The sequence below is a fragment of the Leyella stercorea genome, from assembly GCF_021531355.1.
Classification (GTDB): Bacteria; Bacteroidota; Bacteroidia; order Bacteroidales; family Bacteroidaceae; genus Prevotella.
In genome coordinates, this window is sequence record NZ_JADYTS010000018.1 from 1 (window position 1) to 18,017 (window position 18,017).

Annotated in this window: 30 protein-coding genes; 17 read left to right on the forward strand and 13 right to left on the reverse strand. The window is 46.2% G+C overall.

Translation table 11 applies throughout. The annotated features are described in order from the left end of the window. Window positions 1-78: 78 nt before the first annotated feature. The 3 genes from I6E38_RS05775 (at window position 79) to I6E38_RS05785 (ending at window position 2,109) form a co-directional block, all read left to right on the forward strand. Window positions 79-246 carry a hypothetical protein gene (locus I6E38_RS05775; protein WP_235393097.1) on the forward strand — a complete coding sequence of 56 codons (168 nt, stop codon included), beginning with the start codon at window positions 79-81 and terminating at the stop codon, window positions 244-246. Window positions 247-1,326: 1,080 nt separating this feature from the next. Continuing rightward, a complete protein-coding gene (locus tag I6E38_RS05780; RefSeq protein WP_005816332.1) occupies window positions 1,327-1,911 on the forward strand; it encodes a hypothetical protein in 585 nt (194 codons plus the stop codon). A 15-nt stretch (window positions 1,912-1,926) separates the two neighbouring features. Next, complete coding sequence (locus I6E38_RS05785) at window positions 1,927-2,109, forward strand: hypothetical protein (protein WP_004319908.1); 183 nt, start codon at window positions 1,927-1,929, stop codon at window positions 2,107-2,109. A 264-nt stretch (window positions 2,110-2,373) separates the two neighbouring features. On the opposite strand, the gene I6E38_RS05790 is transcribed toward I6E38_RS05785, so the two are convergent. Further along, window positions 2,374-2,520 carry a hypothetical protein gene (locus I6E38_RS05790; RefSeq protein WP_007837486.1) on the reverse strand — a complete coding sequence of 49 codons (147 nt, stop codon included), beginning with the start codon at window positions 2,518-2,520 and terminating at the stop codon, window positions 2,374-2,376. A 418-nt stretch (window positions 2,521-2,938) separates the two neighbouring features. On the opposite strand from I6E38_RS05790, the gene I6E38_RS05795 reads away from it, so the two are divergent. Beyond that, complete coding sequence (locus I6E38_RS05795; RefSeq protein ID WP_004319910.1) at window positions 2,939-3,325, forward strand: single-stranded DNA-binding protein; 387 nt, start codon at window positions 2,939-2,941, stop codon at window positions 3,323-3,325. A gap of 355 nt (window positions 3,326-3,680) precedes the next feature. On the opposite strand, the gene I6E38_RS05800 is transcribed toward I6E38_RS05795, so the two are convergent. After that, window positions 3,681-3,995 (reverse strand): hypothetical protein, encoded by a 315-nt coding sequence (locus I6E38_RS05800; protein ID WP_224204806.1) that lies wholly within the window; start codon window positions 3,993-3,995, stop codon window positions 3,681-3,683. Between the two features lie 882 nt (window positions 3,996-4,877). On the opposite strand from I6E38_RS05800, the gene I6E38_RS05805 reads away from it, so the two are divergent. The 6 genes from I6E38_RS05805 to I6E38_RS05830 all read left to right on the forward strand — a co-directional run bounded on the left by I6E38_RS05805 (window position 4,878) and on the right by I6E38_RS05830 (window position 7,715). Continuing rightward, window positions 4,878-5,432: a hypothetical protein gene (locus tag I6E38_RS05805; protein WP_005816324.1), complete on the forward strand. Its 555-nt coding sequence runs from the start codon at window positions 4,878-4,880 to the stop codon at window positions 5,430-5,432. Beyond that, on the forward strand, window positions 5,420-5,671 hold the full coding sequence (locus I6E38_RS05810) for a hypothetical protein (RefSeq protein WP_007837480.1): 252 nt from the start codon (window positions 5,420-5,422) through the stop codon (window positions 5,669-5,671). Before I6E38_RS05805 ends, I6E38_RS05810 begins: the two co-directional genes overlap by 13 nt. A gap of 47 nt (window positions 5,672-5,718) precedes the next feature. Next, window positions 5,719-6,075, forward strand: coding sequence for a helix-turn-helix domain-containing protein (locus I6E38_RS05815; RefSeq protein ID WP_007837478.1), 357 nt, complete (start codon window positions 5,719-5,721; stop codon window positions 6,073-6,075). A gap of 53 nt (window positions 6,076-6,128) precedes the next feature. Next, window positions 6,129-6,554 carry a single-stranded DNA-binding protein gene (locus I6E38_RS05820; RefSeq protein WP_005816321.1) on the forward strand — a complete coding sequence of 142 codons (426 nt, stop codon included), beginning with the start codon at window positions 6,129-6,131 and terminating at the stop codon, window positions 6,552-6,554. A 119-nt stretch (window positions 6,555-6,673) separates the two neighbouring features. Then, entirely contained in the window at window positions 6,674-7,429 is a 756-nt protein-coding gene (locus I6E38_RS05825) for a ParA family protein (protein ID WP_005816319.1), read from the forward strand. Between the two features lie 7 nt (window positions 7,430-7,436). Further along, window positions 7,437-7,715, forward strand: coding sequence for a plasmid partition protein ParG (locus tag I6E38_RS05830; RefSeq protein WP_005816317.1), 279 nt, complete (start codon window positions 7,437-7,439; stop codon window positions 7,713-7,715). 306 nt (window positions 7,716-8,021) lie between these two features. Here the strand turns inward: I6E38_RS05830 and I6E38_RS05835 are convergent, their stop codons facing one another. Continuing rightward, window positions 8,022-8,273 (reverse strand): hypothetical protein, encoded by a 252-nt coding sequence (locus I6E38_RS05835; protein ID WP_225494525.1) that lies wholly within the window; start codon window positions 8,271-8,273, stop codon window positions 8,022-8,024. On the opposite strand from I6E38_RS05835, the gene I6E38_RS05840 reads away from it, so the two are divergent. Next, entirely contained in the window at window positions 8,267-8,833 is a 567-nt protein-coding gene (locus I6E38_RS05840; protein ID WP_005816315.1) for a hypothetical protein, read from the forward strand. The two genes, I6E38_RS05835 and I6E38_RS05840, sit on opposite strands and share 7 nt — an antisense overlap. A 3-nt stretch (window positions 8,834-8,836) precedes the next feature. Continuing rightward, window positions 8,837-9,328, forward strand: coding sequence for an SLOG family protein (locus I6E38_RS05845; RefSeq protein ID WP_005816313.1), 492 nt, complete (start codon window positions 8,837-8,839; stop codon window positions 9,326-9,328). Between the two features lie 300 nt (window positions 9,329-9,628). Here I6E38_RS05845 and I6E38_RS05850 read toward each other — a convergent pair whose 3' ends face one another. The 10 genes from I6E38_RS05850 to I6E38_RS05895 all read right to left on the reverse strand — a co-directional run bounded on the left by I6E38_RS05850 (window position 9,629) and on the right by I6E38_RS05895 (window position 14,106). Beyond that, window positions 9,629-9,808: a transcriptional regulator gene (locus I6E38_RS05850; protein ID WP_005816310.1), complete on the reverse strand. Its 180-nt coding sequence runs from the start codon at window positions 9,806-9,808 to the stop codon at window positions 9,629-9,631. 24 nt (window positions 9,809-9,832) lie between these two features. After that, window positions 9,833-10,069, reverse strand: a complete 237-nt coding sequence (locus I6E38_RS05855; RefSeq protein ID WP_005816304.1) for a hypothetical protein — start codon at window positions 10,067-10,069, stop codon at window positions 9,833-9,835. Window positions 10,070-10,078: 9 nt separating this feature from the next. Further along, entirely contained in the window at window positions 10,079-10,285 is a 207-nt protein-coding gene (locus tag I6E38_RS05860; RefSeq protein WP_005816302.1) for a hypothetical protein, read from the reverse strand. Continuing rightward, the gene (locus tag I6E38_RS05865) at window positions 10,282-10,719 is read right to left on the reverse strand and encodes a DUF4186 domain-containing protein (RefSeq protein ID WP_005816300.1); all 438 of its coding nucleotides are present in this window, start codon (window positions 10,717-10,719) and stop codon (window positions 10,282-10,284) included. The genes I6E38_RS05860 and I6E38_RS05865 overlap by 4 nt, the downstream gene beginning before the upstream one ends. A 183-nt stretch (window positions 10,720-10,902) precedes the next feature. Next, complete coding sequence (locus I6E38_RS05870; RefSeq protein WP_005816298.1) at window positions 10,903-11,148, reverse strand: hypothetical protein; 246 nt, start codon at window positions 11,146-11,148, stop codon at window positions 10,903-10,905. A 14-nt stretch (window positions 11,149-11,162) separates the two neighbouring features. Then, on the reverse strand, window positions 11,163-11,738 hold the full coding sequence (locus I6E38_RS05875; RefSeq protein ID WP_007837469.1) for a DUF6155 family protein: 576 nt from the start codon (window positions 11,736-11,738) through the stop codon (window positions 11,163-11,165). Between the two features lie 10 nt (window positions 11,739-11,748). Continuing rightward, window positions 11,749-12,048, reverse strand: a complete 300-nt coding sequence (gene trxA, locus I6E38_RS05880; protein ID WP_005816294.1) for a thioredoxin — start codon at window positions 12,046-12,048, stop codon at window positions 11,749-11,751. Between the two features lie 194 nt (window positions 12,049-12,242). Next, the gene (locus I6E38_RS05885) at window positions 12,243-12,779 is read right to left on the reverse strand and encodes a hypothetical protein (RefSeq protein ID WP_005816292.1); all 537 of its coding nucleotides are present in this window, start codon (window positions 12,777-12,779) and stop codon (window positions 12,243-12,245) included. Window positions 12,780-12,782: 3 nt separating this feature from the next. Further along, window positions 12,783-13,466 carry a DUF3800 domain-containing protein gene (locus I6E38_RS05890; RefSeq protein WP_005816290.1) on the reverse strand — a complete coding sequence of 228 codons (684 nt, stop codon included), beginning with the start codon at window positions 13,464-13,466 and terminating at the stop codon, window positions 12,783-12,785. Between the two features lie 16 nt (window positions 13,467-13,482). Next, a complete protein-coding gene (locus I6E38_RS05895) occupies window positions 13,483-14,106 on the reverse strand; it encodes a recombinase family protein (protein WP_005816288.1) in 624 nt (207 codons plus the stop codon). 254 nt (window positions 14,107-14,360) lie between these two features. On the opposite strand from I6E38_RS05895, the gene I6E38_RS05900 reads away from it, so the two are divergent. The 5 genes from I6E38_RS05900 to I6E38_RS05920 all read left to right on the forward strand — a co-directional run bounded on the left by I6E38_RS05900 (window position 14,361) and on the right by I6E38_RS05920 (window position 17,884). Continuing rightward, window positions 14,361-15,473, forward strand: a complete 1,113-nt coding sequence (locus tag I6E38_RS05900; protein WP_005816286.1) for a hypothetical protein — start codon at window positions 14,361-14,363, stop codon at window positions 15,471-15,473. Between the two features lie 24 nt (window positions 15,474-15,497). After that, complete coding sequence (locus I6E38_RS05905; protein WP_004319947.1) at window positions 15,498-15,944, forward strand: hypothetical protein; 447 nt, start codon at window positions 15,498-15,500, stop codon at window positions 15,942-15,944. Window positions 15,945-16,022: 78 nt separating this feature from the next. After that, entirely contained in the window at window positions 16,023-16,436 is a 414-nt protein-coding gene (locus I6E38_RS05910) for a hypothetical protein (RefSeq protein ID WP_005816283.1), read from the forward strand. Next, the gene (locus I6E38_RS05915; protein WP_005816282.1) at window positions 16,426-16,920 is read left to right on the forward strand and encodes a hypothetical protein; all 495 of its coding nucleotides are present in this window, start codon (window positions 16,426-16,428) and stop codon (window positions 16,918-16,920) included. The genes I6E38_RS05910 and I6E38_RS05915 overlap by 11 nt, the downstream gene beginning before the upstream one ends. A 79-nt stretch (window positions 16,921-16,999) precedes the next feature. Further along, complete coding sequence (locus tag I6E38_RS05920) at window positions 17,000-17,884, forward strand: hypothetical protein (protein ID WP_005816280.1); 885 nt, start codon at window positions 17,000-17,002, stop codon at window positions 17,882-17,884. The last annotated feature ends 133 nt before the right edge of the window (window positions 17,885-18,017 follow it).

Consider the following 18,017-nt stretch of genomic DNA (forward strand, 5'->3'; position numbering starts at 1 on the left):
AGCAAAGCCCGAGCTTGTGAAAGTTCGGGCTTTGTGATATTTTAAAAGAGGGTGTGAATTTTGACACACCCCCATGCTATGGGACAAGGTTCCAACCACGGACTGGGTGGTGACGACATCGACCTCAAGTCGCTCTACGAAATGGTGACCAAGCACGAACAGAAGAGCAAGGCCGTACAGCTGTATATCAATTATGGTGTAGTTCGACGAAAATCCGCTCTTCATATATCAGTACTCGGACATTGAGGGAAATGTTGAGAGTTCGAAGGGAGCCGTCAACCTGCTCTATAACGTCACACCCAACCAGCAGTTCTCTGTCGAGGTGAGATTGCCGACTACAATAGCTACTCCAAATATTATATCGGCGGGTATTGTTGTTTGGAATAAAAGTTATAATTTTGCAGTACGAAAGGACACCTACATGAATCAACAAATACCGATGCGACGACTATATATACAGATATTTATTGTTTAAAGGATAACTATAAAAGAAATATGAAAACTGAGAAAAACAAAGAACAGGCGCATTCTACATCTTCAAATATAAAGTATATTGATAATCAGTTAGTTACTGTTATCAAGATACAAATGATATGCAAATGTAAGTATAAAACCATATAGAAAAAGTACAAATGGACATTACTTTGTATGATAACATCCTTTTCTACAGATTAAGGGTTAACACAATGTTATACTACTGATATTCAGCATATTGAAGCTGTTCTTCCTTGCATTCAACAAAGAGTGTTAAATTATATTAAATCCTACAGGGCAATTATGATTCGTGCAAAGATAATATTTTGCAGTCAAAGGAAGAAAGACTTCTTGAACCACTTCTATGGTTCTATACTTCTGTTTCTGACGTAAGCTGACCCGTACGGTTTTCGGGTTTTAGACGGACATATATACAGTTTACTTTAGGTTAGCATATATATAAGAGCTAACCAAGGTAAACTAAAGTGTTTTTGTCCTGTAGATACTGCACTTTGTGGACTCTTTTCTCCTTTGACTGCAAAAACCTCTTATAGCCTTATCTCCACCTATAACGTCACTTCACACTGCTGTACCATGCAGTCTGCCATGTACCACCCCATCGGGCTTTGATAAGAATTGTGTTGCAAAGGTACCTGTCATGGCGTTCATCCTGCAAGGTCGGTGCCTGTGGTTTGTCCGTGAAATCTCCACGCTCTGATTGTGGCAGAGGTAGTATTTGACGGCAAAACCTTGCATTGATGAGCCATAACACCTTTTGGGGCAACATAATTCTTTAATCAATCCCGATGGTAGTTGGTTCTACATAAGGGAAGAAAATAAAAATTTTATCTTATGGCTAACATTTGCGACACTCAGTACAAGGTGACAGGCTCACGCAAAGCCGTGGCAGACCTTTGGAACACACTCCAAGAGTTGGAGGTGAACAGTAATAATGTGTATCTGTATCTCTTGGCAGAACACTATGGCATTGACTACGAGAAGAAAGGCATCTCGGTGAGAGGACACATCTATTGGGCAGAGTATGAGGAGAACGTGGAAGACGATTATGCCCTCTTGTCCTTTGACACCGAAAGTGCTTGGTCTTCATGCGACTTGTTCTTTGAGGAGGTGAACAAGGCACTTGGCGATGAACTTTCAATCAGTTGGCGAGAGGTTGAGCCAGGTTGCGACATCTTCTATACGCACGATGAGAACGACTTCTTCCCCGAAGAGTGCTACGTCACTGCATACGGAGAACTCTTTGAGGATTGTGAGGGTGCTTACTCCACCTTTGGTGATGCTATCAAGTTGTGGTGTGAGAAGACTGGTGTCTCACAGGACGGAAGAAGCGAACAGAAGATGATTGACTTCATCAATGAATACGAGTATGAGGCAGAGGACACGAATTTCTGCATCAATCCAATCACATTCGGCTAACAAGGAGGAACGGATATGGCAACGATAGACATGGAGCAGTTGGACGGCGTTGTAGGGTGTTTCTGCACCTTGCTTTATCCCCGAAGAGGTCAGACAGAGGGAACGATTGTCGAGGACTTGGGTTGTGAGGTCATTGTCCAGCTCATCAACGGCAAGGAAGTGACGGAGTACAAGGATGATGTTGTCATCTGTGAATAATCAGGAGAGAGTCTGTTGGCTATGTGGCTTGCAGACTCTTTCTTCCTTTGACTGCAAAAACTCTTTTAGGACAATCCTCCAATGAGGTTATGGCTGTTGTAACTGAAATACCTTGGGAGCAAGTTGTGCGGTTTGCTCACTTGCTCCAGTCCTGTTATAGAAGCGATGCTTCGACACCTGTATAGCGATACGTCGCCAAAGTCCCTTCGCCGTTTTAAGCGTCTCTGTACCTTGTTATAGGAATGGTCATTTCGCCTTTTGGTTTTACTCGTCTGTCTTTTGCGACTCTTCCTTGTCGGACACAGAACTTGGTCTTAGCATGATGACAGTGCTATCGCCAATCCTCTGATGTCTGTCCTCTTTTGGCTTGATGCCTCTATTGCTAAGCTGACCCTTAGGCTTGTCGTTCATCGTGCATCAGTGTTCATGCTCCTCACTCTTCTGATGATACAGCTGTAAGGTCGGATTTCCCGCTTCGTTTCTCCAGGCATACAGCCATAGCAGTGCCCCTGTCTGTTGCATACGGATTGCCTCCTTGCTTACAACCTTTGTTCCATTGTTTGGCCCCGTCTTTTTCTGAATTGAGCTATTTGAAAGCCACTTATTTTTACCATGCAAAGGTAGCGTGATGCTGCGAAGGACTTCCTCCTTCTTGTGTGGCCGCTATCGCTGTGACCAATAAAATAGTGCGTAATCTTCCTTTTTCTCCCTTACCGCCAACGACAAAAAGAGTATTGCGAACGATTTTCATGGTGCTTCCCACATGGTGCCACATCCCTGCTTTTGAATGCATGTAAAAATTAAGTTTCACTTTTAAATTCAATTCAAAATGAAAAAGATCGAGAACAACTTCACAGTTTCAGGTTTCGTAGGTAAGGATGCAGAAATCCGTCAGTTCGCAAACGCCAGCGTAGCACGCTTCTCATTGGCAGTAGGCCGTCAGGAGAAGAACGGCGAGGAAACCAACCGCGTATCGGCTTTCATGAATATGGAGGCATGGCGCAAGAACGAGCACACCGAATCATTCGACAAGCTCACCAAGGGCACGTTGCTCACCGTCGAGGGTTTCTTCAAGCCAGAGGAGTGGACAGACAAGGATGGCGTGAAGCACTCCAGAATCATCATGGTTGCAACCAAGTTCTACGAGTGTCCCGACAAGGAGGAGACTCCTGCGGAAGAGCCGGCCAAGCCAGCAACCAAGAAAGGCAAGAAATAGCCTTTCCTCTCCATAACAAGGCGACCTTCGGGTCGCTTTTGTTTTGCTCAGGGACATCAATCTGCTGTTATAGCGTGTGATAATCTTCTCTAATAACAACCATGTGCATTTATTAACCATAACGGCAACGCCGTCTTCCTTTATTCTAACCACTTCGTCCCTCACCATTTGCGAAACGTCACCAAGATGGTTGGCATACAGATATTCCCGGCTGATGGCGACAAAGTCGCTATTAGCCAAGAAAGACAGTATGCCAAGGTCTGAACGCGAGAGGACTGCCATCTATGCCACAAGATGCCGAAGCCGAGGCTTCTGATAATTGTGTCCTTTACTGGCTATCCACTCGCCTTGATATTCAGACCGTCAATCTTGCGACAGCTTCACTACCCACCCACACCTGCTTTACTATTCTTCTTCTCTTTGACTGCAAAATATTTTCTGTTATAAGCGGTGGTTTCGTCCAAGTGCGTTGTATCGCTTCGCCCCACACCTTCAGAACGGCATTACTGTACGGACACCGCACGAATCCCATGTGACAGGCAGCCAACAATGTCACTATCAGAAACTGACACTTCTGATAACTGCCTTTATTGCTGTCTGGCTGTCCCATTATCGGGCTTCGGCAATGTCCGTGTAATGCCATTCTGCCCACCCATACCACCTTTACCACTAATCAACTGTTTTACAATTTCTCTTCTGCTATACAAGAGGCAGTTCTTGTCCACTCAGGCATATTGAATGTGGCAGACATGTCTGCTACGTCCAATCTGCCTCAGTGTCCTGCGGCAAGGACAAGGCACATTTGTCATGCTGACAGGAGTGCCCGATTTGTCCGTTGCGCAACTGTCTCTTCTTGCCTGATATACGTTACTATCTACTTCTAAATTATACTGCTTTGCCCCACGCCTTTGCGAAGCGTTACATGGTCTGTCGTCATACAGACATCCTTGGCTGATGGCAACACGTTGCTATTAGCCAAAGCTGACAGTATGCCGAAGTACCGACGCGAGAGAATTGTCTGTCCGTGCTACAAGCTATCAAGGCTGAAGCTTTGATGACTTGCATCCCGGTCAGCCAACACACTCGCTTTATGTCGGTACAGCAGACCTGCAAACACTTCACTGCCCACCCTTACTGTTTCAATCTTTCTTCTTACCTCTTTATATATAACACATCATTCCTCTTGCAGCCAATATCAATAATCTTCTTCCAATCAGCGCAGTGGTAGGCATATTTCCTGCAAAGTTAGCCGCGTCTGAGACAATCGTCAAATTCTGCTTGAGGTCTTGTGACTGTGAACAATCTTCCTTTTCCTCGGAAAAGAGTATTCTTCACACATAATTTGTCTTTATGTCTTTTCTTGCGGCTTGTGGGAGCAGAAAATATCCCTCCACAGGCTGAAAGGTCTCGAAAGGAGGGAAGAGAAAGAAACGGTTAAGCGAACGCAGAGGGAATTTATTCACTATGCTGAGCGTAAGTTTCTTCAACGTAGTTAAACAAGTCCAGCGACATGGGCGACAAACTTATTTGTATCACTAAAAATAGAAAGGCAATGAAGATTATCATCCTGCATGATGCTGACGCACGCATCGAGTATCTTGACGTAGCCGACCACCTTCTCGGCTCAGACATCGAGGAGTTCCTCACCAGACAGGGCTTCTCAGTGAACAACATCACATGGCTTGTCACATCGGCAGACCATATCCCAGTGGTTTACCACAAGTATGACATCGACTGCAAGACCGGCGAGGCAACCCACACCAAACGAGAGGCAGAACTGCAAGACCTCACTATCCACGGACAACTCCAGGCATTGCAGCACCGGGAGCAGGACGAGCTGAAAGCGGCTCTTCGCAAGTACGGCACGGAGGTGGACGGAGGCTTTGAGGTGCATTTCGAGGGAGAGCAGCCCATCGTGGCAGGTTATCTCTTTGACGAGCCTCGTGACATCGTCATAGACGCAGCACGTTTGGATGCCGACGGAAACTTGTCGCTTCTTGGAGAGGACAAGGAAGTGAGGGATGGACAATACGACATAGAGCCAAGCGACATATTTGGCGGTCAGTTGGACTATGTCACGTCGAGTATAGGTGCATGGATGAAGTAGGAGCATGTATGACCCAGTGCATCGTATATGACGAGACGACCAAGGAGAGCGAGACCTTTTGCTCATTGACCGCAGCCAAGAAGTGGATGCGAGAGCGCATCAAACAGAAGCATGAGGTAAGCGGACAGAAGTACAGAGTCTATTCCGACGGAGAGTTTGTTAATTGCGGCTCTATCAGTCTCACAGGCAGCAACAAGTCTTTTGTCGCCAATACAAGGCAGACGAAGAAAGGATATTAATAACAAGGTAACGGCAAGCCTAACCAACTTGCCACACATATATTGATATGGAAAAGCAAATATTGAGTTTTAATGACTTGCCATCAGCATTGTCATTAGTAATAAACAAGCTGGAGATTTTAGAAGAAAAGTTTTCCACACTAATGACTCAAATTCAGCCCGATAAGGGATTGGAATGGCTTAGTGTTTCCGAATTGAGTGAGTATCTCCCTACCCATCCAGTTGAACACACAATCTATTGTTGGACAAGCAATAAACAAATACCATTCCATAAGAAGGGGAAACGTATCATGTTCCTCAAATCTGAAATTGATGAGTGGATGCAAGATAACAAGAGTAGGTCACGAGCAGAAATTATGAATGAAGCAATAGCTTATGTTCAATCAACAAGAAAAGTCATTTAAATAACAAGGTAACGGCAAGTCTAACCAACTTGCCACTATAACATTTTCACATTATGATTTACACTCACACTATCGGACGCATCGGAGCAAAGGATTGCCGCGTCATCACAGGTACACACGGAACATTCATGGCTGTTGACATCGCAGTGGACGACTACAGTAAGGGCAAGCAAATCACCACTTGGGTAAGGGTGAAGAGCAGCAAGGAGAACCATATCCGTTTGGCTGAATACCTCACCAAGGGTCGTATGGTGCTTGTGGAAGGCACACTGACTTCTTCCATTTGGACAGACCGCAACGGAGAGAACCACATACAGCATAGCATCATAGCTGACTCCATCGCCTTTGTCAATGCAGGGAAGAAGGATGCAACCGACACACCTGCAACAAAGGCACGCAAGGCAGCCAAGGCAGAGGGCGAGGCTCCCGTACCGCCAGCCGATGCACCGCAGGACAAGAGCGAAGACCTTCCCTTCTGAGGGTAGTATCAACTGAGAGTAGTACGTACTAATCGTAGTAAATCCGCTTTTACTATGGTTAGTATGTACTATCAGTAGTAGAATAGTAAAGTAGTATTCACTAATAGTAGTATCATGTTATGACACAGATAATTGCAGTATTAAATCACAAGGGTGGTGTAGGGAAAAGTACGACCGCAGTAAGCCTTGCGGCAGCTCTGCAACTGAGTAAGAAGAACGTCTTGGCTATTGACATGGATGGACAAGCCAACCTCACGGAAGCCTTGGGATTGTCCATCGAGGAAGAACAGACAGTCTATGGCGCAATGTGTGGACAGTACACCTTGCCGTTGGTCAAGTTGCACAACGGCATCACCGTCTCACCCTCATGCCTTGACCTGTCTGCGGCTGAGTTAGAGCTTATCAGCGAGCCGGGACGGGAGCTTATCTTGAAGGGACTTATCACCAAAGCCATCGCCAAAGAGCATTTCGACTACATCATCATCGACTGTCCACCGTCATTGGGCTTGCTGACCTTGAATGCCCTCACCGCAGCCGACTACATCATCATCCCTGTTCAAGCGCAATACCTTGCCATGAGAGGTATGGCAAAGTTGATGGACATCATCCGCATCGTTCAGGAGCGGCTCAACTCCAACCTTAAAGTGGGCGGCATCGTCATCACCCAGTTCGATCGCCGCAAGACGTTGAACCGAAGCGTGAGGGAAATCGTCAATGACAGTTTTCACGAGAAGGTTTTCAAGACCGTCATCCGTGATAATGTGGCTTTGGCAGAAGCACCCATCAACGGCAAGACTATCTTTGAGTATAATCCCAAATCCAATGGTGCCAGTGATTATATGTCTTTGGCAAAAGAAGTGTTAAACTTAAAATAGCATAGCCATGAGCAAGAGCAGTATGTTGAAAGAGGGAATGAAAGGCGGTCTCAACGGACTCCTTTCTTCCACAAAGAAGCCGAGTAAGGAGCAGATAGTCACAGAAACTACACCAGCACCACCTGTGTCTGTTTCTGAGACTACCGAAGTGCCGGTGCATTGCAATTTCCTTATCAACAAGAGCATCCACACGAGGATGAAGTACCTCGCCATCAAGAAAGGGATGTCCTTGCGTGATATTGTCAATGAGGCAATGACAGAATACCTAAAGCGGCATGACACATGAGTGCCGCGCGGTATCATCGCCGAACAGACGATGATACCGCTATCTCTTCTATAAACAGACTTTACTATCCGTAGTATGGTAGTAAAAACTATTCGACTATTATACTATTCGTAGTCGATACTACTTTTAGAAAATACTATCCAACTCATTTTTAGGGCAATAGTTTTCTCTGCTTGTAGGACTGTCTCCATGCTGATAAAAGGCAATGTCGTTCCCTATTACAAGATTTTCTCTTTTTCCCTCATATCAACTATCGTCCTTCCCCATATACAGCTTCGCCCCACGCCATCCCGCCCGTTTCCTCTTTTACATAACAGATTTCTTTTCGCCTGCCTTGCCGCTGCGGATATTGTTTTGCAAAGGTAATGCTGGCGATTGTTCAAACACCAAATCGTCCATTGCATTTGACCGAAAAATCTTCCTCTGCGTGCAGAGCGTATTTTTCGCTCCCGATTTGGCTTTTTGATCGCCATCACTCTTGGAAAGCAAAAAATATCCCTTGGGCAGGCAGGAAAAGCCTCCGAAATAAGGGAAGAAAAAACATAAGAGCAATGGCACACAAGAATGACTATCAAATCCAAAAGCAGTTAGACAAGCCTCAGACTTGGTTCTGCAAATACTATCCCGCACGCATCCGCAATGTGGGTGAGAAGGAGATTGCCGACAGACAATTAGTGTTTGACTTCAAGGACGGAAGAGCCTACGAGGAAGTGGCGCAGCGCACCGCAGAGAATATGCTGACACTCTACGGCAAGGGTTGCGTGAACATCGTCTTCGCCCCCGTTCCAGCATCCACAAGCGAGAGCAACGAACTCCGCTACAAGGCTTTCTGCCACAGGGTGTGTGAATTGACAGGAGCGGAAAACGGCTACGAGCACGTGAGGGTATGCGGAGAGCGTAAGACCATCCACGATAACCGCAAGAACGAGGATGAAGTCCGCAAGGCGAATGTCGTTGAGTTTGATGAGCCGTTCTTCGACAACAAAATGGTGTTGGTCTTTGACGATGTGATAACCAAGGGTCTCAGCTATGCCAAGTATGCCAACCAACTCGAAAGGCTCGGGGCATGTGTTATTGGCGGTATGTTCCTCGCACGCACACATTATAAAGTAAGGTAAAGTATGACAAAGTACGACAAGGCAGTGTCCGTATGCTTCAGCGGACACCGCAGCGTACCTTTCGCCAAGCGGAGGGAGTTGAAGCAATGTCTCAAATCGGAGATAGCCAAGGCGTATGCCGACGGCTACCGGTATTTCTATTGTGGCATGGCAATGGGATTTGACCTGCTGGCGGCAGAAGCCGCCCTTTCGTTGCAATGCGAGTTGAAGGACTTGCAGGTGATAGCCGTTGTGCCGTTCCGTGGTCAGTCTGACCGGTGGAGCAAGGAAGAGCAAGCCAAGTATGATGCCATCCTGCGCATCGTGGATGACGTGGTCGTATTGAGCGAGCAATACTACAATGGCTGCCTTCTGAGGCGCAACGACTATATGGTCAACCGCAGTTCACGTCTCATAGCCTACTTCGATGGCAATCCCAAGGGCGGCACGTTCTACACCGTCAGAGAAGCCAAGAGGCAGGGATTGGACATAGTGAATCTTCATAATAGTGTATAACCCATAAAACAGAAAATGCTTATGGACGATATTGTTGCAATCATCGTTTGCTACTTCGTGTTCGGAGCTTTGGGCAATGTGCTCAGAGCTTTGTTCGGCGGAGAGAGACGAAACGACTTCCGCCGTGACCGCTAAGCGTCTTTAAACCAAGATACGCTGACAGCCATACGTCTGCACCTTACCCCAAAAAGATGCAGCGGATAATTGTGTCCGTAGGCAAGGATATTCAGATTCCTCACCTTAACATTTTGATAAAAATAAAGATACTGCTGCCTATATTTCAAGACAGCAGTATAAACCTTACTCTGCAGGTGCCCATTTGCAACGCACAGGAGAGACGATTGCACCCTCTGCTTTCAGCTGCTTCATGGCTGCATCTACCTCTTTGCGGTCGAGACCGCTGAGTTCTGCGATTTTACCTGCGTTGAGAGGCTGACCAGCCTCTTTCATTGTTGCCAATACTTTTTCTTTTGCGTCCATTGTTTTGATGATTTGATGTTTTGTTTATAATCTTGTTATTAACTCTTGTATTTTGTCTTCCCTTATAATCTTCGGTTGTGCCTTACCTGCCAGAACGAGAATTTTCTTCCCGTTTCTGTAGATGTGCAGCTGTCTGCTTCGTACCACTGCTGTCAAGGTCTCATCATCCTGCATGGCTTGCCATATAGGATAATACACACCTTCTGGTTCAAACAACTTCTTCTGAAGGTGTGAGCACATGTTGGTTGTATCTATTGTCATATCGTTACGTCATATCATTAACATGATTCTGCCAGCTTCTTTTGTGAACATTTCAGGGAAACGGCAGATTGTTGCATACACCTGCTTGCTTGTCACAGGCTGACCGTCCTTTCTCAGGTGCAGCCTATGACGATTGATGGCATCGGCAATCTGGTCGGTTGTCATGCCGCCATTTCGCTTTACCATCACATATACTATGGCTTCTTCTATCTTCATCCTTTATTCATCTGTTTTTCAATCCATGCCATCAATACGGCAACAGCATATTCCTGTTCTTCCTTGGTCAGTGCCCTGCCTGCTGAGATGTGATGCCACTTGAAGAAGCATCCCCGGCAACAACAGCCAGTGGCATGTTGAGCCAGGAAAACAGGATGCCCACGCATGGGAGTCTGCTTGCCGTCGTTCGGTATGACAGCCGGAGCAAGTCTTTTTGCCACAAAGTCCTCTGCGTGTTTTCGTATCGTCGGCAATCCCTTTTCCATTACATACTCCCTGTCTTGCTTGGACAGATGGAACCGGCTGCGAAAATCAGACTTTGCCAATCTCTCAAAGAGATTCGTCAGGTCATACTCTTTCTTATCACCAGGAACGCTTTCTTGCGGCTCTTCCTCTTGGAACAACGATGGATATATGTATTTCTGTGACATCATTATCTGTTGCTTCTGATTTCTAATGTTATATCCATATATGACCGCTTGCCGTCTATATAGTCTGCATAGAGTATTTCTTCGCTTCTGCCTTTCAGAATATGGCACTTACCGCACAGCTCACAGTTGTGCAGACATCTCCATTCATTCAGAACGTAATCCAAACGTTCCTCTCGTGTAGATGATTCAATAGAGGGTGTGCTCATAATCAGTGTCTCCCACAGCGTGGTCAATCAGTGCCTGAAACTCTTCTTCCGTATAGTCTTCTTCCCAACCATACGTTACGTCCTTTATGCCCAAAGTAAACCCTAATGCCTCAGAATAGGATATGCCAATTTCAGCTGCAAGGTCTCTTGCCGCTTGAAAAATCTGCTCTTCTTTGCTTAAGGGCAGTTGTTTCGCTTTCTTATGTTTTTTCTTTGGTTTCCCCATTTGAGTATATTCGTTTAATAATCAGCGTTGATGGGCATCTTGAAATTCCTGTATTTCTTTCGGAGTTCCTCATTTTGCGCCTTCATTTCCTCATACATATCATTCAGTGCGTCAGGAAATCCCCATCCACAAGGGCTTGCCCAACGAAGGCATTGCTTGATTCGGGAATCATACTTGTCCCAAAGGTCATAAAGCACGATGTGGCGCAATGTCTTGTCGAAATTACTCTCAACAGAATCATAGAATTGCTCCCACATGTCTCCATAGTCATAAGTGAACTGACAGGCATTCTCCATATAGAACACCATCAATTCTGCGACTGAATCTTCCGAAGGCTTCAGTTTCTTGAAGTCGGACAATGCCTTGCGGCACACTGAGAAGCGTGTCTTTGGCTCTCTGTTTCTGCTCGGATAGAACTCTTCCCGTATGATGTGCTTATACTCTTCCAGCTTCTGGCCCTCATTCGGCTCTGCATAGAAGTCAAGATATTCCTTTGCCTCTTTCCGTGCAGAATAAAGTTCCAATACCATTTTTATTATTTCACTCTTGTCCATGGACATGAGGACAGACTTTAATTTAGATTTTGACATTTCTGCTCTTTTATCTTAAAAACGGGTCAATCGTTGCCAGCAACTCTGATTTCTGCATCACACCGCTCGTCCTCCACAACACTTCGCCGCGTCTGAACAGCATCAATGTGGGCACAGACTGTATGCCATACTGACTTGCAGTCACCCCATACTTGTCCACATCTACCTTGATGATGCGGATTCTGTCACCCAACACTTCCTTCACCTGCTCAAGGATGGGGTGCATCATCTTGCATGGCTGGCACCAGGTGGCGAAGAAATCGACCAAGACAAGTTGGTCACTTGATATAACGTCTTTGAATGTTTCCATTACGATTTTCTGTAAAATTATGCTATTTTCTTTCCTGTTATCTTACAATACTGCCCTGCAAATGTTAAAATCGAGAAGAATTCAATGAAAAACCTTCGTTATTTCAAAGAATATTCGTACCTTTGCAGCGCTCATCTATAGATAGAAGGAGTTTCGAGACCCGGTTGCCTTTGATGCAATTCGGGTCTTGCGTTTTATAGTGGTGTCTGCAATCTCTTTTTCATCTTCTTTTCCAAAGCCTTTAGTCCATACTCTTTGTTAAGATGGTATGCTGTCAACAGATAGAATCCGTTGCTACGTTGTTGTTCCAAGACAATAACATACTTTTCCACTTTATCATAGATGTATGTTTTCTTGACCTTACGCTTTTTGCCGTCCCTCTCTTCTATGGTAAATACATCCAGATTGTCTGGTGTCAATTCTCTCACATGGTGATTTATCCAATGAAGCCTTTGTGAACGAGCCATCTCGAATACTCGCTTTGGATAAGTCGTACCGTCTTCGTTCTCAACCATGATTTCTTCACAGGTAAGATGCTTGAACAATCTTGCCATGTCAATCTCGCCATCTGTCTTTATAGGATAGATGCGCCACCCTCTGAATGAGAATTGACAGTTATCTTCTATATCACGCTTGAATATTGCATGAAGATCATGCTCTCTTTCTCGTTCACTGAGATATGCCAGTTCCAGCAGCTCAGGGTATTTCTTGATAATATTCAAACTGCTCATTGGCTATTTCAGTGCGATAAAAAACAAATTAAACTTCTTTCTAAATTTGGGAGTTGTGGTGTTGAGACTGATATTACTGTGTTTTTTTATCTTTTCAATCAGCTTCATTTTGGCTCTCACCCTTCCTTCAACTTCTCCCTTTTCATATCTAAGGTTGTAGTTGATGGCTCCCATTAGAACATCTGCCAATTGGATGAAGACACTTTCGTGTGAACGTATAAACTGAAACCTGCCAATGGAAGAGTTGTATTCCATTATTTTTCTGAGCCTCTCCAGCTTATCGCTACTGCATGTGTCCTTGATATCCATATATATGTTATATGTATAATCCATGTCCATCTTGTGATGCAGCAATTGGTAGTACATGCGAAAGTAGAAATCATTAAACGTATAGTCTTCTCGTTTCTCGTCAATCTGACTCTTGTCAACAACCACAGCCCTAAATTCCATGTCATTCATAAAGAACCAGTCTATAAGCTCTGCATAGACTTTATACGTGGCCTCGTGGACATTTGTCCATTTCAGCTCATCACTATAGCCGTGCTTCTTCTTAATATCTTTTATGGCATCTTTTGCCATGCGGATTTGTGTGTATGCTATACTTGTACATCCCAAAAGCATGTAGGGATGACCGTCATGCACCATGTGGGTGCTTTCATCACAGTAGATGTTGAATGTCTTATTCATTGTATCTGTTTTTTGTTTATTCTTTATTCCTTTTCTTCAGCGGTCCACTATGAGGTCCACGGTTCAGCGTCACACCATGCTTGTTGAGTATGCGGAACACGGAACTTCGGCTTGTGAAGCCGCTGATGGCAAAGATGTCATCTATGCTGTGCCCCTCGTTGTACATGTTCACGATATTCTTCTCACGCTCCAGTTTCGACAGTGCCCTTTCCGACTTCTTGGGCGGCCGGATATTCTGTTGCAGATGGATGATGTGTGCCGATGCCTTGCGCAGCACGGCACACTCCTCAGAGAGTGACCCGAACATACGGATGACCTGTGAGGGCTTGGTGTCGGGGAAAAGTTCGTCAAACGTATCGATGCGGTCTTGGATGGAGATGATGCGAACCACCTTCACACGGCAGTATTCTATGAATGTAGCCAGTTCACGGGTGCCACGCAGTGCGTTACTGAACCTCGACACCACCAGCTCGTCGCCGCGCTCCAGACTCGATATGAGCTGCTTCCACATCGGGCGCAGCCTCTCGTGTTCGGACAGTTCCTCTATCACCTGAACACAGCCGTATTGCTGCATCCAAGCCTTGTCTTCTGCATACTCTTCGCCATTGGTGGCGATAAAGATGTAACCTACTTTTGCCATACTGTTGTACGCTATTAAATGAAATCAAGTGCAAAGGTACACTATTTTTCCGAGAAACAATCATACTTGAACGAAAAATCATACTTAAACACGATAATTTGCCATTTTCTTTTCACTTGATTTCATTGAAAATCATACTCGCAAGTATGATACACAAATAAGATTAAACTTACTGTCATTCTTGCAAATATATCGCTGAAACGCATTAACTTTGCACCGTCAATTTCAAAATCAGACTCAAAATAATGACAACAATGAAATATGAAACCCAACTTTTCGGAGGACAAACCAACCTCCATTGCATGAAGCAAATATTGCATAATGCAAAATCAAACTCGCATGGCTGTATCAGACTTGCCATTTGTATTGCCACTGCGTTTGCCGTAGTCATGCTGACAGCATGTTCAGACGGAAACGGCACGAAGTCGTTCCATTCGAGCGATGAAGCCATCAGAGAGTATCATGGCTTTCTGACCACTCTTCGACAGAACGGCAAGGTCTCAATTCAGACATTAGTTAAGATTGTCAACGAATGGCGCGTGTTGGACGATTCCGTGACATCGTGCATCTCACGTGACACTGTCAGGAAAGCCCACTCATACCCGTTCACGGTATATCATGAGTTGAACGACTCCATCCACATCGAGCTGTGCCGTATGGCGATGTCTAAGCAACGCACCTTTCACGACCTGCTCTATCTCAGAGAACAGACCTCTTCCCATGTTGGTGATGAGGAACTACAGCAAGCCGTGAAGGAAGCACAGCCATTCTTCGCTTCCTTGGATAGCCTGCCTATATATAATAAAGGTGGTAAACAGGCGGTACTGAAGCGTTACCTGCTGTTCCTGCAAAAATCCGCCAAGCAAGGCATTCACGGCAAGGAAGACCTGCTCGCTTTCATCAAGGAAGAGCATTTGTATTTCAAATCCTTCCTGCAATACCTGCCGGATTTTGCTGACGATGACATCGGTGACATCAGACGAAACACCGAACACTGCTGTCGGGAGATACTCCGTGCCGCCGACCGCAAGGATTTGTCCCACAAGGATGCAATGATATACCTCTCCATGCGCACCAACCACCGTCTGCTGCGCAACGCACAAGCGGCTATCGAGGATCTGAATAGTGGCAGGGTAAAGGACGAGCACACCATGCACGCCTACCTCCTGATGATGATGCAGCCGTTCATGACGATGGATGACCTTTCCGTGAGCGTGCTCTCCGACAAGGACAAGGCAGACCTCTACAAAATAGCCGATGCGCTCCCCAAGGAGATGGACGGTCTGGCCAAGAAACTGCACCTCGACAAGCAACGCCTGTCGGATATGCCCATGCTCATGATGAAGATTTATGTCACAAGATTATAAACACCCCAAACAGAGAATACGATTATGTTAGAACAGTTTTGCGATGATTTCCTTGCCGTCGTGCCTTTGCAGTTGCCAGAACTGCTGGACAAGCGCAAGATGGAGAAGCCTGTCAAGTATGACGATTACGTGCTTCTTACTTTCCAGTTGAACACCCCTTTCACGATAGAGGAGGTGATGGATATGCTCGAAGACGAGATGGAAATGATAATCCTCTATCACCACATTCCAAGCCGTCATACGGAGTTCGGACACAGCTGCTGTGCCTATTCCAACCCTTCTTTCGGACGGATGTTCAAGGTCAACGGCTCCACAGATGAGCGTGGCATGGTCAGCCAGATAAAAGTGACCATCTATGACTCGCTGGAGCACATGTCGGCAGATGTATGCCTCGACCTCAGTCTGCATTGCAAGAACGGGTTCTTCAAATACATGAAGCCCAAGGAGGAAGTCCTGCTCGACTTCATTTGAAAGTTACATTTGCCAGATGACAGTCCTGTTCTACCGCAACAACGCTCCATTCTGTTGTCCACAACAAAGGCCAAAGTCATGCCACAAGCTCCCGACCATCTGATGAAGGAAACGCTTTACATGAAGATTATCCATCTTCTCGACCGTCACCGCACATGGCTGGAGATTGAGAGCATCGCCACTGTCCGCAACCACACGATAGTCAGGAACGGCAGAATGACCGACATCCTCAGCCGTGTGCTTGTGGTCAAGGCCATCCACCATCATTTCCCCTACACGAGAGGGCAAGTGTGGCAGATAGCCGAGTACGACTTGGAACAGGCTATCAAGAGCCTTCGGACAACCGACGGAGCTTTCCGTCAGAGAATAATCAAGGGAGAACTGACACTGGAGGATGTGGAGCGTATCATATCCACTGCCACACACGGTGTCGTCCAGCCCGACCTGAGTCCACTTCCATTATTCACATGCTATACATATTATGACAAGTAAGATACTGTTTCTCATCCTGATGTCAGCGTTCTTCTTTGTGACGATGATTCTGCACAGAAGCCGCAGACAGTTTATGACACGGTTCTATCTGCGCATGACCGCGCTTGTGACAGCAAGGAAGCTCTACCGGTTGATGCTGCTCATCCTGCTGTACGTGTTCCACTTCCTCTACCTCTGTGTACACTATAACGACATAGGCGTAGTGGCTTCCACCATAGCGTTTGCCATATTCTTTGTCTTTATGGATGTGGAGAGGTGGCTACAGCGTCTGCACGAGGAGCGGACACCCTTCTGCATCGCCGCGTTGGCGGCAGTGGTGTTTGTCTTCACTCCTCATCTGTTCACGCTTGCTGTCACCATCTCCTTTGTCCTTCTGGCATCACTGTTCTATCCCTCGCGCATAGTCATATCGCTGTGGAAGAACAAGGCTGACCGCAAGATGCTCCTCGAAGACACAGAAATGCTCATCATATACTACTATTAAGTATCACCTGTATCATGCCGTTCCTTTTGTATAATGGAGCTGGCGACAAACAACAGTATTCACCAAACAGATTATTGAAATGAAGAAACAGAAACATAGAACGAGTTCCGGCAAGATGTCTGAACGGATGTCCCTGTTGGAGTTCTTGAAAGAGAGGTCCGGGATAAGGCTGTCGAAGCTCGAAGCCTACCTTGACCTTGTAGACAAGGCTTCTGTACAGTACATCCCCAAGGATCTGTGCAAGCAGGAGTTCAGCCTGTCCAACGGGCAGTTTGTAATCACCATTACCGAACTGGCAGGATGCTGGCATTGGCACCGCGCCACTGTCCGCACCTTCATCGAGCAGTTGGAGAAGATGAACCAGATTTCCGTCACCCGTCTCACGAAGAGCCAAATCATCACCATCCCGATGTTGGCTGAGACACCTGCCGTTTCTCCGATTGACGCAGCCTTGGATGTGTTCCGCCAGAAGATGTGTACCGCATTGGACGAATGGCGAAGCGGCAAGATGTCCGCATCGGCTTGCGCCTCGGAATGTGAACAACTCTACGAAGATGCAACAGAGGAAGTAGCCATTATCTTGCAGAAAGCCGACAATGGCAATTCAATTGGCAAGGTGCCATGCGGAAGAAACATTCCCGAATCTGTAGGACACGCCTTTTGTATGACTGCACTCACAGCTGTCTGCGAAGCCACCTTCCATCAGGTGCTTTCGCAGGAAACAGATAACGCCCTCGTTACCTCCCTTCTTCCCTTCTTTTACAAAGACCTGGGAGGAGACTGGCTCTCATTCATCGAGGCGGCAAAGGCAATATCAGAATTGGCATTGGATGGCAGCTCACCAGCCTTGCATCAGGAAAGCGCAGCCATCAAGTCACAGTTTCAGTCACTCTGCCGACCGTTCCTTGCCATTGTAGCCAACCAAGAGGGCTCCTGTCCATCAAAAGGCTGTATTAACCTCTAATAATCACCGTACAACGCTTCTTCTTTTCTACTGGCACAGTGTTTACACGTCTGCCATTGCTGTAAAATAATCGGGCTTGCCCGTTGGTCGGAAATGAGGGAATTTGGGTAGCCTAATACCCCTCTTGGTCTCC

What these genes read in the sequence shown, in the direction of transcription:
- I6E38_RS05920 (WP_005816280.1), top strand. Translation starts at nt 17,000, where the DNA reads ATGAAGAAACAGAAACATAGAACGAGTTCCGGCAAGATGTCTGAACGG.
- I6E38_RS05820 (WP_005816321.1), top strand. Translation starts at nt 6,129, where the DNA reads ATGATTTACACTCACACTATCGGACGCATCGGAGCAAAGGATTGCCGC.
- I6E38_RS05865 (WP_005816300.1), bottom strand. Translation starts at nt 10,719, where the DNA reads ATGATGTCACAGAAATACATATATCCATCGTTGTTCCAAGAGGAAGAG.
- I6E38_RS05780 (WP_005816332.1), top strand. Translation starts at nt 1,327, where the DNA reads ATGGCTAACATTTGCGACACTCAGTACAAGGTGACAGGCTCACGCAAA.
- I6E38_RS05875 (WP_007837469.1), bottom strand. Translation starts at nt 11,738, where the DNA reads ATGTCAAAATCTAAATTAAAGTCTGTCCTCATGTCCATGGACAAGAGT.
- I6E38_RS05775 (WP_235393097.1), top strand. Translation starts at nt 79, where the DNA reads ATGGGACAAGGTTCCAACCACGGACTGGGTGGTGACGACATCGACCTC.
- I6E38_RS05850 (WP_005816310.1), bottom strand. Translation starts at nt 9,808, where the DNA reads ATGGACGCAAAAGAAAAAGTATTGGCAACAATGAAAGAGGCTGGTCAG.
- I6E38_RS05810 (WP_007837480.1), top strand. Translation starts at nt 5,420, where the DNA reads ATGGATGAAGTAGGAGCATGTATGACCCAGTGCATCGTATATGACGAG.
- I6E38_RS05840 (WP_005816315.1), top strand. Translation starts at nt 8,267, where the DNA reads ATGGCACACAAGAATGACTATCAAATCCAAAAGCAGTTAGACAAGCCT.
- I6E38_RS05895 (WP_005816288.1), bottom strand. Translation starts at nt 14,106, where the DNA reads ATGGCAAAAGTAGGTTACATCTTTATCGCCACCAATGGCGAAGAGTAT.
- I6E38_RS05890 (WP_005816290.1), bottom strand. Translation starts at nt 13,466, where the DNA reads ATGAATAAGACATTCAACATCTACTGTGATGAAAGCACCCACATGGTG.
- I6E38_RS05795 (WP_004319910.1), top strand. Translation starts at nt 2,939, where the DNA reads ATGAAAAAGATCGAGAACAACTTCACAGTTTCAGGTTTCGTAGGTAAG.
- I6E38_RS05860 (WP_005816302.1), bottom strand. Translation starts at nt 10,285, where the DNA reads ATGAAGATAGAAGAAGCCATAGTATATGTGATGGTAAAGCGAAATGGC.
- I6E38_RS05785 (WP_004319908.1), top strand. Translation starts at nt 1,927, where the DNA reads ATGGCAACGATAGACATGGAGCAGTTGGACGGCGTTGTAGGGTGTTTC.
- I6E38_RS05845 (WP_005816313.1), top strand. Translation starts at nt 8,837, where the DNA reads ATGACAAAGTACGACAAGGCAGTGTCCGTATGCTTCAGCGGACACCGC.
- I6E38_RS05885 (WP_005816292.1), bottom strand. Translation starts at nt 12,779, where the DNA reads ATGAGCAGTTTGAATATTATCAAGAAATACCCTGAGCTGCTGGAACTG.
- I6E38_RS05905 (WP_004319947.1), top strand. Translation starts at nt 15,498, where the DNA reads ATGTTAGAACAGTTTTGCGATGATTTCCTTGCCGTCGTGCCTTTGCAG.
- I6E38_RS05830 (WP_005816317.1), top strand. Translation starts at nt 7,437, where the DNA reads ATGAGCAAGAGCAGTATGTTGAAAGAGGGAATGAAAGGCGGTCTCAAC.
- trxA (WP_005816294.1), bottom strand. Translation starts at nt 12,048, where the DNA reads ATGGAAACATTCAAAGACGTTATATCAAGTGACCAACTTGTCTTGGTC.
- I6E38_RS05815 (WP_007837478.1), top strand. Translation starts at nt 5,719, where the DNA reads ATGGAAAAGCAAATATTGAGTTTTAATGACTTGCCATCAGCATTGTCA.
- I6E38_RS05805 (WP_005816324.1), top strand. Translation starts at nt 4,878, where the DNA reads ATGAAGATTATCATCCTGCATGATGCTGACGCACGCATCGAGTATCTT.
- I6E38_RS05910 (WP_005816283.1), top strand. Translation starts at nt 16,023, where the DNA reads ATGCCACAAGCTCCCGACCATCTGATGAAGGAAACGCTTTACATGAAG.
- I6E38_RS05855 (WP_005816304.1), bottom strand. Translation starts at nt 10,069, where the DNA reads ATGACAATAGATACAACCAACATGTGCTCACACCTTCAGAAGAAGTTG.
- I6E38_RS05790 (WP_007837486.1), bottom strand. Translation starts at nt 2,520, where the DNA reads ATGAACGACAAGCCTAAGGGTCAGCTTAGCAATAGAGGCATCAAGCCA.
- I6E38_RS05870 (WP_005816298.1), bottom strand. Translation starts at nt 11,148, where the DNA reads ATGGGGAAACCAAAGAAAAAACATAAGAAAGCGAAACAACTGCCCTTA.
- I6E38_RS05825 (WP_005816319.1), top strand. Translation starts at nt 6,674, where the DNA reads ATGACACAGATAATTGCAGTATTAAATCACAAGGGTGGTGTAGGGAAA.
- I6E38_RS05915 (WP_005816282.1), top strand. Translation starts at nt 16,426, where the DNA reads ATGACAAGTAAGATACTGTTTCTCATCCTGATGTCAGCGTTCTTCTTT.
- I6E38_RS05900 (WP_005816286.1), top strand. Translation starts at nt 14,361, where the DNA reads ATGAAATATGAAACCCAACTTTTCGGAGGACAAACCAACCTCCATTGC.